Origin of the sequence: Kitasatospora sp. NPDC058048 (genome assembly GCF_042885555.1) — a bacterium.
GTDB lineage: Bacteria > Actinomycetota > Actinomycetes > Streptomycetales > Streptomycetaceae > Kitasatospora > Kitasatospora lactacystinica.
Genome location: NZ_JBHVRT010000001.1, coordinates 363,992 through 379,244, shown reverse-complemented (window position 1 = coordinate 379,244; position 15,253 = coordinate 363,992). Strand labels below are relative to the sequence as shown.

Sequence of the window (15,253 nt, the reverse complement as noted above, 5' to 3'; positions counted from 1 at the left end):
GGCGTCACGCCCCCACGCGTCGGTCATGTCCATGACGCTCGGCGGAAAGGGAGCACAGCATGTTTCGTCGGAGGTCGCGCACCCCACGCCCGTCGGGCGGATTCCGCCCGGAGCGGGCGACCGTGGAACGCGCAGTACAGGTCCACCGGACCGGCCGCCCCGAGCACGGGCCGACCGTCCTGAAGCGCTTCCTCGCCGGGGTGAGCGCCGCGGCCGTCATCGGCGCCGGCATCGCCGTGGCCGGCACCGTCACGGCCGGGGCCGCCACCCCCAACCTGGTCGCCAACCCCGGCTTCGAGAACGGGCTTTCCGACTGGACCTGTTCCGGCGGCGCGGGCGCGGCGGTGAGCAGCCCGGTCCACTCCGGCGTCTCCGCGCTCAAGGCCACGCCGACCGGCCAGGACACCGCCCAGTGCACCCAGACCATCAGCGTGCAGCCCAACTCCCAGTACACGCTGAGCGCCTACGTCCAGGGCAGCTACATCTACCTGGGCGCCACCGGCACCGGTGTCACCAACGCCTCCACCTGGACGGCGAACAGCGCCTCGTACAGCCAGCTCAGCGTGGGCTTCACCACCGGGGCGAACACCACCTCGGTGACCGTCTTCCTGCACGGCTGGTACGGGCAGCCCGCGTTCTACGCGGACGACGTGTCGCTCACCGGCCCCGGCGGCAGCAGCCCCTCGCCGACCGCCACCACCCCGACCACCGCGCCTCCGACGTCGTCGACGCCGACCACCGCGCCGCCCACCAGCACGCCGCCGACGACGCCCACCACCACGCCGCCCACCACCACACCGCCGAGCGACACCTGCCCCACGAAGCCCAAGCCGTCCGGCAAGGTCCTCCAGGGGTACTGGGAGAACTGGGACGGCGCCCTGAACGGCGTGCACCCCGGCATGGGCTGGACGCCCATCACGGACAGCCGGATCGCCGCGCACGGCTACAACGTCATCAACGCCGCCTTCCCGGTGATCCTCTCGGACGGCACCGTCCTGTGGCAGGACGGCATGGACACCAACGTCAAGGTCTCGACCCCCGCCGAGATGTGCCAGGCCAAGGCGGCCGGGGCGACGATCCTGATGTCGATCGGCGGCGCCGCCGCCGGCATCGACCTGAGCTCCAGCACCGTCGCCGACAAGTTCGTCGCGACCGTCGTCCCGATCCTGAAGAAGTACAACTTCGACGGAATCGACATCGACATCGAGACCGGCCTGTCCGGGAGCGGCAACATCAACACGCTGTCCGCCTCCCAGGCCAACCTGATCCGCATCATCGACGGCGTGCTGTCCCAGATGCCCGCGGGCTTCGGCCTGACGATGGCCCCCGAGACCGCGTACGTCACCGGCGGAAGCGTCAACTACGGGTCGATCTGGGGCGCCTACCTGCCGATCGTCAAGAAGTACGCCGACAACGGGCAGCTGTGGTGGCTGAACATGCAGTACTACAACGGCAGCATGTACGGCTGCTCCGGCGACTCCTACCAGGCCGGTACCGTCCAGGGCTTCACCGCGCAGACCACCTGCCTGAACAACGGCCTGACCATCCAGGGCACCACCATCCGGGTGCCCTACGACAAGCAGGTGCCCGGCCTGCCGGCCCAGCCCGGTGCGGGCGGCGGCTACATGGACACGGGCCTGGTCGGCCAGTCGTGGAACGCCTTCAGCGGTTCGCTCAAGGGGCTCATGACGTGGTCGCTCAACTGGGACGGCTCGAAGGGCTGGTCCTTCGGCGACAACGTCAAGCGCCTCCAGGGGCGTTGATACCCCGGAACCCCCGGAACCCCCGGAACCCCGGGAGTTCCTGCTGACGTCCCGCTGAACTCCCCTGACGTCCCCGCGCCCCGGTGCACCGCTCCGGGGCGCGGGTCGTCGAAGCCCTCGGGTGCGGGGGCTGTTCGAAGAAGACGCCGGCCCGCTGCGTCCCCGATGGTCAGCCGGCGGTCAGCCGGTGAACAGGTCGGCGTTCCGCCGGACGAAGTCGCTCACGCCGGTGGCGGGGCGGCCGGTGACCTGCCGGACGCCGTCGGCCCGGCGGTCGTAGCGGTTCTCGGCGTGGAGGCGGGCCATGGTGGAGATGTGCTGGAGGACGTGTTCCGGCAGCTCCAGCGGTGCGAGGTCGTGGTCGATCCACTCCCGCAGCGGGACGTCGACGTAACGGACGGGCCGGCCGAGGGCCTCGGAGGCCTCCGAGGCGATGGCCGGGCCGTTCTGGGAGCGCCGCCCGGTCGCGGGTGGGTGACCAACTTGTGGTCGAGTGGCAGCACAACCGAGCCCGCCACCTCTTGGTGGCGGGCTTCGTCGTGCCTGGGCTCAGTGCCCGCCGCAGAAGCAGGCGTCGTTGTCGCACGTATAGCACTCGGGCTTGCCCTTGCATTGACTGCAAGGCCAGTTGCACTCGAAGGCCCCCGTGTGGTGCTTGACGGCAGCGGCGTCGGTCTCGTCGTAGTCCTGCTTGCAGGAACGGCATTTCGTCATGGCGTCCGAGTGTGCCAGAGGGGTTGAGTCCGAACGCCGAGCACTGCTCCGAGCCGGTGATCCTTTCGCGAACCTCGGCGCAGTACAGGTCAGCATGCTAAGGCCCGTCTGGCAAATGATCATCTGGCTGGTTCGCGGAGCCAGAGGATCAGGGAGGCCAGGACGACTCCGGCGCGGTAGCGGTCGGCGAGCTTGTCGAACCTGGTGGCGATCGCGCGGAACGGCCACGCCCGTCCACCTGCGGCAACAAGGGCTCTATCCGCTCCCACGCCGAATCCGCCAACTCACCTCGACCAGCCACAAGATCAATTATCAGACAGGCCTTAGGTGCGGGGCCGGGTCGGCGAGGACCTCCGCGACGACCGCGGCGATGTCCGCGGCCGCCACGGGGCAGGTCCTGGCCCGCCCCAACGGCAGCCTGACGGTGCCGTCCCTGGCGATCGAGGACAGTCCGGCCCGGAAGAGCGGGTTCTCCAGGAACACGGTGGGCCGGACCTCGACGACGGGCAGGCCCGACCAGGTCAGCACCTGTTCGACCAGCCATTGCTGCCAGTGCTGGTGGGACTCGCCGGCGGCCCCGGTCACCAGGATCGGTTGCACGGTCTTCTCCGAGGTGCTCGGCCCGGTGCGGCGCGGCCCGGCCGGTCGTCAGATGGTGGCGGTGTCGATGACGAAGCGGTAGCGGACGTCGCTGGCGAGGACGCGCTCGTAGGCGTCGTTGATCCGGTCGGCGCCGATCAGTTCGATCTCGGCCGCCACGCCGTGCTCGGCGCAGAAGTCCAGCATCTCCTGGGTCTCGGCGATGCCGCCGATGCCCGAGGAGCTCATGCTGCGGCGCTTGCCGGCCAGCCGCCGGAGGTCGACCTCCACGGGCTCTTCCGGGAGGCCGACGTTGACCATGGCCCCGTCGGTGCGCAGCAGGGAGAAGTAGGCGGCGAAGTCGAGCGGGGCGGAGACGGTGTTGAGGACGAGGTCGAAGGTGCCCGCGAGCTTCTGGAAGGTCGCCGGGTCGCTGGTGGCGTAGTAGTGGTCGGCGCCCAGCCGCAGGCCGTCGTCCTTCTTGCGCAGGGACTGGGACAGCACGGTGACCTCGGCCCCGAGCGCGTGGGCGATCTGCACGCCCATGTGGCCGAGCCCGCCGAGGCCGACGACGGCGACCCGCGTGCCGGGCCCGGCGTTCCAGTGCCGCAGCGGGGAGTAGGTGGTGATGCCCGCGCACAGCAGCGGGGCGGCCCTGTCCAGCGGCAGCGCGTCCGGGATGCGCACCACGTAGTTCTCGTCGACGACCACGTTCTTCGCGTAGCCGCCGTACGTGGGCCGGCCGTCCTTGCCGACGGAGTTGTACGTCCACACCGGGCCGTCGTCGCAGTACTGCTCCAGGCCGGCCCGGCAGTTGTCGCAGGTGCGGCAGGAGTCGACCATGCAGCCGACGCCGACCCGGTCGCCGACCCGGAACCTCGTGACGCCGGGGCCGGCCCCGGTGACGACGCCCGCGATCTCGTGCCCGGGCACCATGGGGAAGATCGCCTCGCCCCAGCCCTCGCGGGCCTGGTGGATGTCGGAGTGGCAGATGCCGACGAAGGCGATGTCGATCAGCAGGTCGTGCTCGCCGACCGCACGGCGCTCGATGGTGGTGCGTTCCAGCGGGGCCTTGGGGCCCGGTGCGGCGTAGGCCGCGACGGTGGTGGTCATGGGAGTTCGTTCCCCCTTCTGCGGACGGAACCGCGATGGTCGGATCGGGCCGGGTCGGCCGGGTCGGCCGGGCCGGACGGGTCGGGTGAGCCGGACGGGTCGGTCGACCAGCACATCCACGGTACCCACGAGGACGGTGCGCCGCTCTGCCGGCCCCGGGACGCACGGTCGGGCAGGCCAGGAGGCGCCTGGCGCGACCGCACCCGAGTGGGTGATCATGATGTGACGTCCTGTCATATTTGGTTGACGAGAAGGTGTTCTCCATGTTGGTCGACTGGCCCACCGAAGTGTTCACGCTCCGTCTGCACCGCATTCCCGGCCTGGTGGCGGGCGCCGCGGCGGGAAGCCCGGCGGGCACCCCCGTGGTGCTCGGGCCCGAGACCGGCGGTGACGGCGAGCAGTGGGTGGCCGAGCGGTTCCGGGTGATCAACCACCGGATCCGGCACGTCGCCACCGGCCTCTACCTGACCGCCGAGGAATCGAGCCGGGGCGCCGCGGTCACCCTGCGGCCCAAGTTCTCCGACACCGGCAGCGATTCCTCGTACTGGCGACAGGCGTGGCGGGCCTATGTCCAGCGCGACACCGGTCGGCTGATGGCCCTCCACGACTCCTCCAACTGCCTCCTCGGCCTGGCCGAACCGGCTGCCGAGCGGCCGGGCGGACCGCTGGTGCTGGAGAAGGGCGCCGGGGCCCAGGACCTGGCCTGCACCGCCTGGGCGCCCGCGCCCGTCCCGGCGCCGACGCCGGAGCCCGCGCCCGCTCCGGCGCCGAAGGTCACCGACCTCCCGGTGGGAACGGGACGGGTCCGGGTGCCGGCCCGCCGCTTTGAGAAGCGCGTGCGAACCATCGAGCAGATCTACGACGAGACCAGCTTCCGGGAGGTCCCCGGCGAGCTCCTCACCCCGGGCACGCGCATCGAGACCTTCGACTTCGACCAGTACTCCCAGGGCGACTGGTACCAGGAGGGGCGGGAGGGAAGTCTCGTGATCTTCACGGACAGCTACGACACGGCGGGCGCCGCGCGCAGGGCCTTCCACCGGCTGAAGGGGGAACCCGCCCGCTACGTGGACTCCGCCGAGGTGGACGTCCACTACGTCCCGCCGAAGCTCGTCGCCCGCACCAACTTCCCAGCCGCGCTCTACGACGACTACAGCGGCTCCCTCGTCCGGACGCCGTACCGGCTGGCCAACGGGCACGGCTTCTACAACCAGCCGGAGCGCCGTGAGGGCCTCTACTTCCCCAAGCGCGACGGCGCCGGCACCGTCGTGCAGTGGAACAAGACCTGGATCGCGGACAACGACACCTCGTCCAAGGTCTTCCTCCGATTCGACGGCCGCTACTTCATCGACCAGATGGACATCACCTGGGCCGACGGCGAGAAGGGCTGACGCGGGATCCCGCCACGCCGCATCGCGCACGGAACGTCCCCGGTGAACGGCCCGTGGATCGCGCAGGGGAGCCGGCACGTCAAGGGTCGGCTCCCCGGGGACGGGCGGGAGGTGCGAGCCGCTCGGGGCCTGTACGCCAGGAGGGAGCCCGCTGCGGTCCAGAGGCGATGCCGATCACTCGTTCGAGTGATAGGTGGGAGATCTTCCTCGGGAATGATCGCGACGACGCGAGCATGTCTCTGACACCTCGTCAGCATCACTGCCACGGAAGGCGGGCACAGCCATGTCCATCGACGGAACCCCGGAGACCCCGTTCGCGCTCAGCGCCGAGGATCTCGCCAGGCTGGACGCGATCCGCGAAGGAATGCTGGACCCGTCGCCGCGCCGGATAGGCCGCCTCGACCAGTGGGGTCTGGCCGACGAGTACGAAACGTACGCGGAGACCGCCGGGTACCGGGAGTTCTCGATCGCCATGGCGGACGGGACGATGATCGACGCCGCGCTGAGCATCCCGCGCAACCTCGCGCCCGGGCAGACCTGTCCCGCGGTCGTCATGCCCGCGCCGCTGATCGGGATCGGCCGCAACGCCTACCTCGGCATGTTCCCGCGCTGGGCCCGCGGCGGCTACGCCGTCCTGGCCTACAGCCAGCGCGGACTGGCCGAGTCCGGCGGCGAGATCCACGTGGCCGGGCCCCAGGACGTGGCCGACGGGATCGAGATCATCAACGCGCTGGTCCAGATCGAGGGCGTCGACCCGGACCGGATCGGGTTCTTCGGATCCTCCTACGGCGCCGGAACCAGCCTGCTGGTGGCCGCGAAGGACCCGCGGGTCAAGGCCGTGGTCGGCACCAGCGCCTGGGGCGACCTGTTCGCCTCGCTGTACGAGAACGGCACCCGCCACCTGAAGGCCTTCGAGGCGCTGGTGCGGCTGTTCGGCGAGGAGCGGTGCTCGAAGGAGTTCCGCGGGATCATCGAGAAGATCCGCAACAACACCATCGACGACGAGGTCAGGGAGTTCGCCCGGGTCCGGTCGCCCAGGCACCACCTGAAGGCCTACAACGACGCCCGGACGCCGATCCTGCTGACCACCGCCTGGCACGAGACGATCTTCTCGGTGCCCGCCGTCGTCGACCTCTTCACCGGCCTGCAGGGCCCCAAGTCGCTGCTCGTCCAGGTCGGCGACCACGGCAACGGCGAACTCCCCGGCCTGACCGGCCTCATCTCCAAGCCCACCGAGATGGCCTACCGCTGGATGGACCACCACCTCGGCGGCACCGTCGGCGACGGGGCGGCGCCCCAGTTCGGCATCCGCTCCGAGTACATGCACAACCTCCTGTCCGAACTCCGCCACGACAGCTGGGCGGACTACGCCCTGCCCCGCAAGCGGTTCCACCTCGCCGGTGCGGCCGCGGGCCGGAGCGACGCGCGACTGGCCGAGGGGCAGCCGCAGCCGGGCTGGTCCCGCTCCGTCCGGGCCACCGGCTGGGACACCGCGGTCGTCGTCGCCCCGAAGCTGGTCCAGACCGGGCTGGTCGAGCGCCTCGGCATGCCGCACGTCTACAGGACCGCCGGGGTCGACCGCGAGCTCGCCGCGATCTGGACCACCGCGCCGCTGCAGCAGCCCATGCGCGTCCAGGGTGACCTGGAGCTCCGGGTGACGGTGACGCCGCGGGCGATGGACGCCACGATCGTGGCCTACCTGCTGGACTGCGACCCGGCCACCGGCACGGCCCGCATCATCACCCATGCCCCGTACACCCTCACCAACAAGCAGGCCGGGCAGGCCACCACCGTGACCTTCCCGCTGCAGCCCGCCCACTACGTCCTGGCCAGGGGCCGGGTGCTCCAGTTGGTCATCGGCACCCACGACCAGTTCTTCGCCGACGCCAACTCCACCCCGACCAGCATCGAGTTCACCTCGCCCCAGGGCGCCGAGTCCTACCTCGACATCCCGCTCGGCACCCTGGACTGACGCCCGTGCCCCGCAGGGCGCCACCGCAGCAACGGCCGGTCCGCCCAGCGGCGGACCGGCCGCCGGTTGTTCGGCGTTTTGTTCAATGACCGAGGGCCGAACCAGAACAACCCCGGTGCGCTACACCAGTAGCGCACGCCACACCCGTGTCGTGCGCGGGACCAGGAGCGTGGGCCGCGACAGCGCCGGACACCGGGAGAGTTCACCAGATGACGACGCTCTGCATCGCGAACAACCGCACCGAGGAGATGGTCGGGGACCTCACCGGGGCGACGCCGCTGGAGCAGCTGTTCGCCGGGTGCGGGGCGCAGCGGATGCTCTGGTGGGCCGAGGACGGCGACGTCCTGGTGCTGCCCTGGGGCCCCGACCCGGAGTACCTGGCGTACGTCGCCGGGCTGACCGGGGTGCGGGCCGACAGCCTGACCTTCGTGGTGCCGCCGCCGGGCGCCCACGGGGACCAGGCGCTCACCACCGACCGCCTGGTCGACCCGGGCTTCCTCGCGGAGCTGCGCCGCGTCCTGGACGGGCGCACCGTCGACGAGGTGCTGGCCGTCTCGCCGAACGGCGCGGTGGCCGGGCTGGCGGCCGCGCTCGGCCTGGCGCACGCGATGCCCGGCCTGCCCTTCGCCGCGCAGGGCGGCAACGCCCTGGTCAACAGCAAGGCGGGGTTCCGGGCACTGGCCGCCGGCGTCGGGGTGCCGATCCCGCCCGGGACGGTGGCCGGCTCGCCGGCCGAGGTCGAGGCCGCCGTCGAGCAGCTGCTGGGGCAGGGGCACAGCGTGATGCTGAAGGTCGAGTACCAGGTGGGCGGCCTGGGCAACGAGATCCTCGCCCGGGACGAGAAGGTGGAGGCGGTCGGCGCCGAGCGGGTGGTGCCGCTGCCGGACCGGGCGGCGGTGGCCGCGTACGTGGCCGAGCGGTGGACCTGGCTGACCGGCGGGCGCGGCCAACGGGTGGTGGTGGAGCGCTACTTCCCCGACTGCGCGCCGCTGTACGCCCAGTTCCTCGTCGACGACGCGGCCGTGGTGCTCGCCGGCTGCGGCGAGATGGTCATGCGGCCGGTGGTGGTCGGCGAGATCACCCCGCCGGTCACCCCGGACGCGAGTGTCCTGGCCGAACTCGTCGAGCAGGGCGCCCGGTTGTGCGAGTCGCTGCGGGTGATCGGCTACCGGGGCACGGTCAGCGCGGACGCCGTGCTGACGCCCGGGGGCGAGATCTACTTCCACGAGACCAACGGCCGGCTCACCGGCTCCAGCCACCTGCACGACATCTTCGCCGCCCGCCTGCTGCGCGAGGAGCACCGCGGCTCGCGCCACCTGCTGGAGCTCGCCGGCCTCAAGGTGCCGTCCTTCGCCGAGGCCGTGGCGGCGCTCGGCGCGGCCGGGCTGGCCTTCGACCCGCGGACCGGCACCGGCGTGCTGTTCAGCAACGACTTCGGGCCGGCCGACGGCTCGGTGATGTACTGCGTGGTCGCCGAGAGCCCGGAGGCCGTCCGTGCCCTGGAGAGCGCGCTGCTCGCGCTGTTCGCCGGATGAGGCCCGGGGCGGGCGTGGACGACGAGACCGTGAACGAGACGACCGAGATCGGGACGACCGTGGAGGAGACGACCGTGGGCCAGGCGGAAGCGGAACGGGACGGGAAGGGGATGCGCGCGGCGTTGATCCATCGCTATGGCGGGCCGGAGGAGCTGTGCATCGAGACGGTGCCGGAACCGGTGGCCGGGCCGGGCCAGGTGCTGGTGGACGTCACCCTGGCCGGGCTCAACTATGCCGACCTGGAGATCCGCGCCGGCGAGTACCTGCAGCTCCCGCTGCCGGTGGTGCTCGGGGTCGACGCGGTCGGGCGGCGCCGCGAGGACGGCCGGAGGGTCGTCGCGCTGCTGCGCACCGGCGGCGGGTACGCCGAGGTGGCCGTCCCCGAGGCGGCGCACACGGTGGAGGTGCCGGACGGCGTGGACGACGAGCAGGCGCTCGCGCTGCTGGAGCAGGGGGCGACGGCGTACGGCGCGCTGGTCCTGGCGGGGCGGCTGCGGCCGGGCGACGCCGTCGGGGTGTCCGCGGCCGCGGGCGGGGTCGGCCACCTGGCGGTGCAGCTGGCCAGGGAGCTGGGGGCGGGCCGGGTGGTCGCCCTGGCCTCCACCCCGGAGAAGCGGGAGTTCCTGCGCTCGCTGGGCGCCGACGCCGTGCTGGACTCCGAGGACCCCGACCTGGGCGAGCGGCTCGCGGAGTCGGGCGGGCTGGACCTGTTCGTGGACTCGGTCGGCGGCCGGGTGCTGCGCGCCGGGCTGGCCGGACTGGCACCCTTCGGGCGGCTGGTGTCGGTCGGGGCGCGGGAGGGCGTGGAGGACGGCTTCACGATGGGCGAGCTGACCGAGCGCTCGTCGGGGGTGCAGGGCTTCTGGCTCAGGCATGTGCTCACGGACCGGGCGCTGTTCGAGAGCATCGCCGACCACCTGTTCCGGCTCGCCGCCGAGCGGCGGCTGGTGGCGAGGATCGACCGGACCGTGCCGCTGTCCGGGGTGGCCGCGGCGCACCGGGCGATGGCCGCGCGGCAGACCATGGGCAAGGTGCTGGTGGACGTCCGCCGCGAGGCGTGAACGAAGCGCGCGAGGGGAGGGCGGCCGGCCGGCCGCCCTCCCCTCCCGCGTGCCGGGCCCGACGGTGGAGACCGTCGGGCCCGGCGCCGGGTCAGTACCCGGCGACCTCGTCCAGGCCGTGGCCGCGCAGCGGGACGAGGAAGCTGCGCTCGAACACCACCACGACCTCGCCGGTGGACTTCGTCCCGGTGGTGCGGCAGCGCACGATCCCCTGCCCGGCGCGGCTCTCGGAGAGCCGCTTGGCGAGGGTCTCCGTCTCCGCGTAGAGGGTGTCGCCGGCGAACACCGGGTGGGTCATCCGGATGTTCTCCCAGCCCAGGTTGGCGATGGTGCGCCCGCTCGTCGAGCGGGCGGTCATCCCGCCGACGATGCTGAGCGTCACCAGGCTGGAGACGATCGGCTTCCCCCAGGGGGTGTGCGCGCTGTAGGCGGCGTCGATGTGCAGCGGGGCGTCGTTCATGCTCAGCATGCTCATCAGCACGTTGTCGAGCTCGGTGACGGTCCGCCCGGGGCGGTGCTCGACCACCTCGCCGACCTCGAACTCCTCGTAGTAGCGCCCGACCACCTCGCGGTAGCGGCGCTCGCCGATCAGCCGGTAGCCGGCCGGTTCGGTGGTGTCCATCGCGGCTGCTCCCAGGTCCTAGAGGTCGGAGGTGAGTTCCTTGACGTGGCCGGCGAACTCGCGGATCAGCCGCTCGTCCATGTCGGCGCGCAGCATCAGCCGCAGCCCGGCCTCGCCCTTGGGGACGATCGGGAAGAACACCGCGGAGCTGTAGAAGCCGCGCTCGAAGAGCTGGGCGGACAGCTTGACCGCCCGCTCGGCCTCCCCGACGTCGACCCGGCGCACCGGCAGGCCGTTGCCCGCGAAGGTGGTCGGCAGCAGCTCGTCGAAGAGCTCGATGTTGCGGGCCAGCGCTCCCTGGAGGTCGGCCAGTTCGGGGGAGCGGTGGATGGCGGCGCTGGCCAGCGAGGCGCCGACCATCGGCAGCGGGATGTTCTGCGACCAGCCGATCGGGCCGGCGTGGCGGTGCAGGAACTCGAACTGCTCCCGGTTGCCGAGCATCGCGACGCCGCCGCTGGTGCCGAAGGCCTTGCCGAGGCTCGCGGTGATCACCGTCAGCGGGTTCATCTCCAGCCGGGAGCGGACGTAGCCCTCGCCGCGCTCGCCCGCGATGGACAGCGAGTGGGAGTCGTCGATGTAGAGGAACAGCCCGTAGCGGTCCTGGAGTTCGAGCAGCCCGTCGAGGGCCGCGGTGCCACCCATCGAGTAGGCGCCGTCGGCGACGTAGGCGACCCGCGGGTACTTGCGGCAGATGTCCTCCAGGTAGTTCAGGTCGTTGTGCGGGCAGGTCAGCACCAGCGACTCGTCCGCGCAGACCGGCTTCATGTACGCCATGCAGAAGTGGCAGAAGCGGTCGAAGACCATCACCCGGGGGCCGCCGCCGCCCTGACAGGTGCCGTCCAGGTGGCCGGAGGCGATCAGCGGCAGGATGCCCGCGGTGAGCGTGGTACAGGACGCCCCCGGCAGGATGTTCGCGCCGAACAGCTCGCCGAGCTCCTCCTCCAGCCGCACCAGCAGGTTGTGCCGGATCCGGGTGGTGGAGAGGACCAGCGAGGTGCTGCGGGACTCGGTCAGCGCGTCCACCGCGCCGGCCAGGACCGCGGGGTGGTTGTTCAGGCCCAGGTACGAGCAGGAGACCATGTTGGCGAACTCGTGGCCGGTCTCGCGGACGATCAGCCGGTTGTTGGACTCCGAGTCCGCGGTGATGCCGATCAGGCCGTTGGCGCCGGCCGCCTGCCAGACCGGGTCGGCGCTGGCCAGCATGGCCTCGGCGTTGCGGTACCGGCGCGGGCCGAGGATGGATTCTTCGGTCATCGTCACTTCTCCGTCGCGTGGTTCGGGGGGTCGGTGGGCTCGTGGCCCTGCGGTTGGTGCTGCGCGTGTTGCGCGTGTTGCGCGCGGTGGGGGTGCTGCGGGTGGTGCGAACCGTCGGGCCGGGGCGGGTCGAACTGCTCGATCAGACGCTGCGAGGCCTCGAAGAACGGCATGCCGACCATCACCCCGTCCACCACGGTGACCGAGCGGCCGTTCTCCAGACCGGCCGCGACCACCCGGCGGGCGCGCTCAAGCAGTTCCTCGCCCGGGCTGAACAGCTCGTTGATCAGCGCGAGTTGGCGCGGGTGGACGGCGATCTTGCCGCTGAACCCGAAGTCCCGGGCGAGCCCGGCCTCCCGGCGCAGTCCGACGAGGTCGGAGACCTCGAAGAACGGTGCGTCCATCGCCTCCACCCCCGCGGCGCGGGCGCTGTTGACCACCCGGCCGCGGGCGTGGGCCAGGGCCTCCCAGGAGAGCCGGGCGCCGACCGCGAAGGCGTAGTCCGCCGAGCCGAAGACCAGCCCGCGCAGCCGGTGTCCGGCGGCCGCGATGGCGGGCGCGTGCTCGATGCCCAGCGGGGTCTCCACGACCGCCAGGAACTCCGTCTCCGGGCAGTCCGCGGCGAGCGCGCCGGCGGCGATCTCGATGTCCCGGGGGGACTCCGCCATCGGGATCAGCACCAGGTCCGGTTTGACGCGGTACCGGGCGATGGCGATCAGGTCGCGCAGCCCGTCCGGTCCGGACAGGGTGTTGATGCGCACCGCGCTGCGCGCGAGCTTGGCGGACGGGAGCGCGAAGAACTCCTCGGCCAGTCGACGGGCCTCCTCCTTTCGGGCGGGTGGGACCGAATCCTCCAGATCGACCATGGCGATGTCGGCCCCGGACTGATGGCTCTTGGTGTACCGCTCCACTGCCATCGCGGGTGTGGACAGGAGGGAACGGCAGTACCGCGTGAACTTCATGGATGTCTCCGAAGTCGCCGAAGGCTGCGGGGTCCGGTTCTATCCCACCGGCTTTGTTCGGCGCCGTACGGCTGGACATTGAACATCAACTCGGAACAACCGACCCGCGCGCACCATTGTTTGACGCCAACGGGTGCTGTGCATGATGAATAACCGGGGGATGGACACGAGGCGCACGCGGCGCGTGTGGCGCGTGGGCAGTCGAGGTTTCAGGACACCGCATCAACGGAGAAGGGGGCCGTAGTGCCGCGTCGGGAAAGTCCGTTGGACCCCGGGGACGGGCCGCTGCTGCGCTTCGCGGGCGATCTTCGGGCCCTGCGGGAACGCGCCGGAAGTCCGCCGTACCGTCAACTCGCCCTGCGGGCCCATTGTTCGGCGGCCAGCCTGTCGGTGGCCGCGGGCGGCCGGCGGCTGCCCAGCCTCGCCGTCACCGTCGCCTATGTGCAGGCCTGCGGCGGGGACGTGCGGGAGTGGCGGCACCGCTGGCAGCTGCTCGCCGCCGAACTGGCCGCCGACACCGCGGCCCGGCGGCGCTCCCAGGACGCCGGAAGCGCCCCCTACCCGGGTGCGGCCGCGTTCGAGGCGGCCGACGCCGAGCGCTTCTTCGGCCGCGAGGCGCTGCTGGACCGGCTGGCCGCCCTGCTGGCCGAACGGCGGCTGGTGATCCTCTCCGGGCCGTCCGGGGCGGGCAAGTCCTCGTTGGTCAGAGCCGGTCTGCTGGCCCGGCTCGGCGGGGCTCCGGGCGCCGGCGCGGCGGCCGGGCGGAGAACCGGGGCCGGGGGCGGAGCGGGCCGGCCCTCGGCCGACGGCGGTGTCCCGGTGGCGCTGCTGACTCCCGGCGAACGACCGATGGAGGCGTACGCGCTCGCGCTCGCCCGGCTCGGGCAGCGAGTCGGGGAGAGCGCGCGGGGCGCCTCGGGGCCGACGGCCGGCGACCCGGTGCTGGTGGTGGACCAGGGCGAGCAGCTGCGCACCCGCTGCCGGGACGCCGCCGAGCGGGCGCGCTTCCTGGACGCGCTGGTGGCGGCCGCCGCGGGCGCCGCGAGGCAGGCGCCGGACGGGCTGCCGGTGGCGGTGCCGGCCCGGTGCCGGGTGGTGCTGGTGCTCCGCTCGGACCAGTGCGGGCCGCTGTTCGCCGAGCACCCGGGGCTGGCCGAGGCCGGCCGGAACGCGGTGCTGTCGGTGGGGCGTCCGGCGCCGGACGAGCTGCGGCGGGCGATCACCGAGCCGGCCCTGCGGTCCGGCTGCACCGTCGAGGGCGCCCTGCTGGCCGTCCTGATATCGACCGCCGCGCAGCAGCCGGGCGCGCTGCCGCTGGTGTCGACGGCACTGCTGGAGACCTGGCGGCGGCGCAGCGGCAACGCCCTCACCCTGGCCGGATTCCAGGCGACCGGAGGTTTCGAGGGCGCGCTGGCCCGGACGGCGGAGTCGCTGTACAACGGGCTGGACCCGGCCGGCCAGGCCCGGGCGCGGGCGGTGTTCCTGCGGCTCGGCGGGGAGTTGCTCGGTGCCGGCGAGGAGGCGGCCGGCGGCGCGACGGCCCTGGGCGACGCACTGACGCCGGGCGGCGGGCTCTTATCGGGGGGAGACCTGGTGCCGGGGGGTGACGAGGGCGCCCGCAAGCCGGTCCGGCGGGCCGAGTTCGACGATCCCGGCGTGCCCGAGGTGATGGAACGGCTGGTCCGGGCCCGGCTCGTGGTGGTGGACCGGGACACCGTCGAGCTGTCCCACCACGCGCTGCCGCAGGCCTGGCCCCGGCTGCGCGGGTGGCTGGCGGAGGGCCGCGAGGCGCTGGGCGAGCAGCGCAGGCTCTCGGCGGCCGCCCGGGGCTGGGAGGCCGCCGACCAGGACCCCGAACTGCTCTGCCGGGGTGTCCGGTTGGAGCAGCTCAAGCGGCGGGTGGCGGCCGGCGAGCTGGCCGCGGCCGGGATCGAGCGGGCCTTCCTGGCGGCCTCCGCCCGGGCGGAGGCCGCCGGCCGGCGCCGGGCGCAGCGCCAGAACCTGGCGGTGGCCGGGGTCGCCGCGGCGGGCGGGGCGCTGCTGGCCCTGGCGGGCGGGAGCCGGATCCGCCGGGCCTGGCGGTGGTGAGACCCGGAGTGCGCGGCCCGGTGGCGACGGCCGGTCCCACGGGCACCGCGTCCGGGCCGGCTGCCGGCCCTCGCCCGGGTCGGCTCCCGGGGTCGGCTCCCGGGGGCGGCTTTCGGGCCGTGGCCCGGGTGTTGATCAGCCTCGGCGCGGGGGAGTTGAACAACGGACGGGCCGACCGGAGGCCCGGTGAGGCGGCGCGTCC

At 72.7% G+C, this 15,253-nt stretch carries 11 protein-coding genes and 3 pseudogenes; 7 read left to right on the top strand and 7 right to left on the bottom strand.

The features are described 5' to 3' along the window. Window positions 1-59 precede the first annotated feature (59 nt). Together ACFVVA_RS01455 and ACFVVA_RS01450 are read left to right on the top strand one after the other, a co-directional pair. A pseudogene (locus ACFVVA_RS01455) lies at window positions 60-608 on the top strand (carbohydrate binding domain-containing protein); the annotation flags it as partial. 195 nt (window positions 609-803) lie between these two features. Then, window positions 804-1,763, top strand: a pseudogene (locus ACFVVA_RS01450) (chitinase); the annotation flags it as partial. Window positions 1,764-1,943: 180 nt separating this feature from the next. Here the strand turns inward: ACFVVA_RS01450 and ACFVVA_RS01445 are convergent. From ACFVVA_RS01445 to ACFVVA_RS01430, 4 genes and pseudogenes are all read right to left on the bottom strand, one after another. Further along, complete coding sequence (locus tag ACFVVA_RS01445) at window positions 1,944-2,069, bottom strand: hypothetical protein (protein ID WP_387684554.1); 126 nt, start codon at window positions 2,067-2,069, stop codon at window positions 1,944-1,946. Window positions 2,070-2,574: 505 nt separating this feature from the next. After that, window positions 2,575-2,698, bottom strand: a pseudogene (locus tag ACFVVA_RS01440) (IS5/IS1182 family transposase); the annotation flags it as partial. A 91-nt stretch (window positions 2,699-2,789) separates the two neighbouring features. Then, complete coding sequence (locus tag ACFVVA_RS01435) at window positions 2,790-3,077, bottom strand: hypothetical protein (protein WP_387684552.1); 288 nt, start codon at window positions 3,075-3,077, stop codon at window positions 2,790-2,792. Window positions 3,078-3,125: 48 nt separating this feature from the next. Further along, a complete protein-coding gene (locus tag ACFVVA_RS01430; RefSeq protein WP_387684550.1) occupies window positions 3,126-4,169 on the bottom strand; it encodes an NAD(P)-dependent alcohol dehydrogenase in 1,044 nt (347 codons plus the stop codon). 263 nt (window positions 4,170-4,432) lie between these two features. Here ACFVVA_RS01430 and ACFVVA_RS01425 point away from each other — a divergent pair, with 263 nt between their 5' ends. The 4 genes from ACFVVA_RS01425 (at window position 4,433) to ACFVVA_RS01410 (ending at window position 10,125) form a co-directional block, all read left to right on the top strand. Next, window positions 4,433-5,557 (top strand): RICIN domain-containing protein, encoded by a 1,125-nt coding sequence (locus tag ACFVVA_RS01425; protein WP_387684549.1) that lies wholly within the window; start codon window positions 4,433-4,435, stop codon window positions 5,555-5,557. A gap of 283 nt (window positions 5,558-5,840) precedes the next feature. Further along, complete coding sequence (locus tag ACFVVA_RS01420; RefSeq protein WP_387684547.1) at window positions 5,841-7,529, top strand: CocE/NonD family hydrolase; 1,689 nt, start codon at window positions 5,841-5,843, stop codon at window positions 7,527-7,529. Window positions 7,530-7,738: 209 nt separating this feature from the next. After that, a complete protein-coding gene (locus tag ACFVVA_RS01415; protein WP_387684545.1) occupies window positions 7,739-9,064 on the top strand; it encodes a peptide ligase PGM1-related protein in 1,326 nt (441 codons plus the stop codon). Between the two features lie 29 nt (window positions 9,065-9,093). Continuing rightward, window positions 9,094-10,125 carry a zinc-binding alcohol dehydrogenase family protein gene (locus tag ACFVVA_RS01410; RefSeq protein ID WP_387684543.1) on the top strand — a complete coding sequence of 344 codons (1,032 nt, stop codon included), beginning with the start codon at window positions 9,094-9,096 and terminating at the stop codon, window positions 10,123-10,125. Between the two features lie 91 nt (window positions 10,126-10,216). Here the strand turns inward: ACFVVA_RS01410 and ACFVVA_RS01405 are convergent, their stop codons facing one another. From ACFVVA_RS01405 to ACFVVA_RS01395, 3 genes are read right to left on the bottom strand one after another with little or no spacing between them, the layout of a single operon-like run. Next, window positions 10,217-10,747, bottom strand: a complete 531-nt coding sequence (locus ACFVVA_RS01405; RefSeq protein ID WP_387684542.1) for a MaoC family dehydratase — start codon at window positions 10,745-10,747, stop codon at window positions 10,217-10,219. Between the two features lie 18 nt (window positions 10,748-10,765). After that, entirely contained in the window at window positions 10,766-12,001 is a 1,236-nt protein-coding gene (locus ACFVVA_RS01400; protein WP_387684540.1) for an aminotransferase class I/II-fold pyridoxal phosphate-dependent enzyme, read from the bottom strand. A 2-nt stretch (window positions 12,002-12,003) separates the two neighbouring features. Further along, on the bottom strand, window positions 12,004-12,963 hold the full coding sequence (locus ACFVVA_RS01395) for an HpcH/HpaI aldolase/citrate lyase family protein (RefSeq protein WP_387684538.1): 960 nt from the start codon (window positions 12,961-12,963) through the stop codon (window positions 12,004-12,006). Between the two features lie 264 nt (window positions 12,964-13,227). Here ACFVVA_RS01395 and ACFVVA_RS01390 point away from each other — a divergent pair, with 264 nt between their 5' ends. Then, window positions 13,228-15,051 (top strand): hypothetical protein, encoded by a 1,824-nt coding sequence (locus ACFVVA_RS01390; protein WP_387684536.1) that lies wholly within the window; start codon window positions 13,228-13,230, stop codon window positions 15,049-15,051. Window positions 15,052-15,253 lie beyond the last annotated feature (202 nt).

Coding starts and splice junctions, on each gene's coding strand:
- ACFVVA_RS01420 (WP_387684547.1), top strand. CDS start 5,841: ATGTCCATCGACGGAACCCCGGAGACCCCGTTCGCGCTCAGCGCCGAG.
- ACFVVA_RS01415 (WP_387684545.1), top strand. CDS start 7,739: ATGACGACGCTCTGCATCGCGAACAACCGCACCGAGGAGATGGTCGGG.
- ACFVVA_RS01405 (WP_387684542.1), bottom strand. CDS start 10,747: ATGGACACCACCGAACCGGCCGGCTACCGGCTGATCGGCGAGCGCCGC.
- ACFVVA_RS01445 (WP_387684554.1), bottom strand. CDS start 2,069: ATGGCCCGCCTCCACGCCGAGAACCGCTACGACCGCCGGGCCGACGGC.
- ACFVVA_RS01425 (WP_387684549.1), top strand. CDS start 4,433: ATGTTGGTCGACTGGCCCACCGAAGTGTTCACGCTCCGTCTGCACCGC.
- ACFVVA_RS01400 (WP_387684540.1), bottom strand. CDS start 12,001: ATGACCGAAGAATCCATCCTCGGCCCGCGCCGGTACCGCAACGCCGAG.
- ACFVVA_RS01395 (WP_387684538.1), bottom strand. CDS start 12,963: ATGAAGTTCACGCGGTACTGCCGTTCCCTCCTGTCCACACCCGCGATG.
- ACFVVA_RS01430 (WP_387684550.1), bottom strand. CDS start 4,169: ATGACCACCACCGTCGCGGCCTACGCCGCACCGGGCCCCAAGGCCCCG.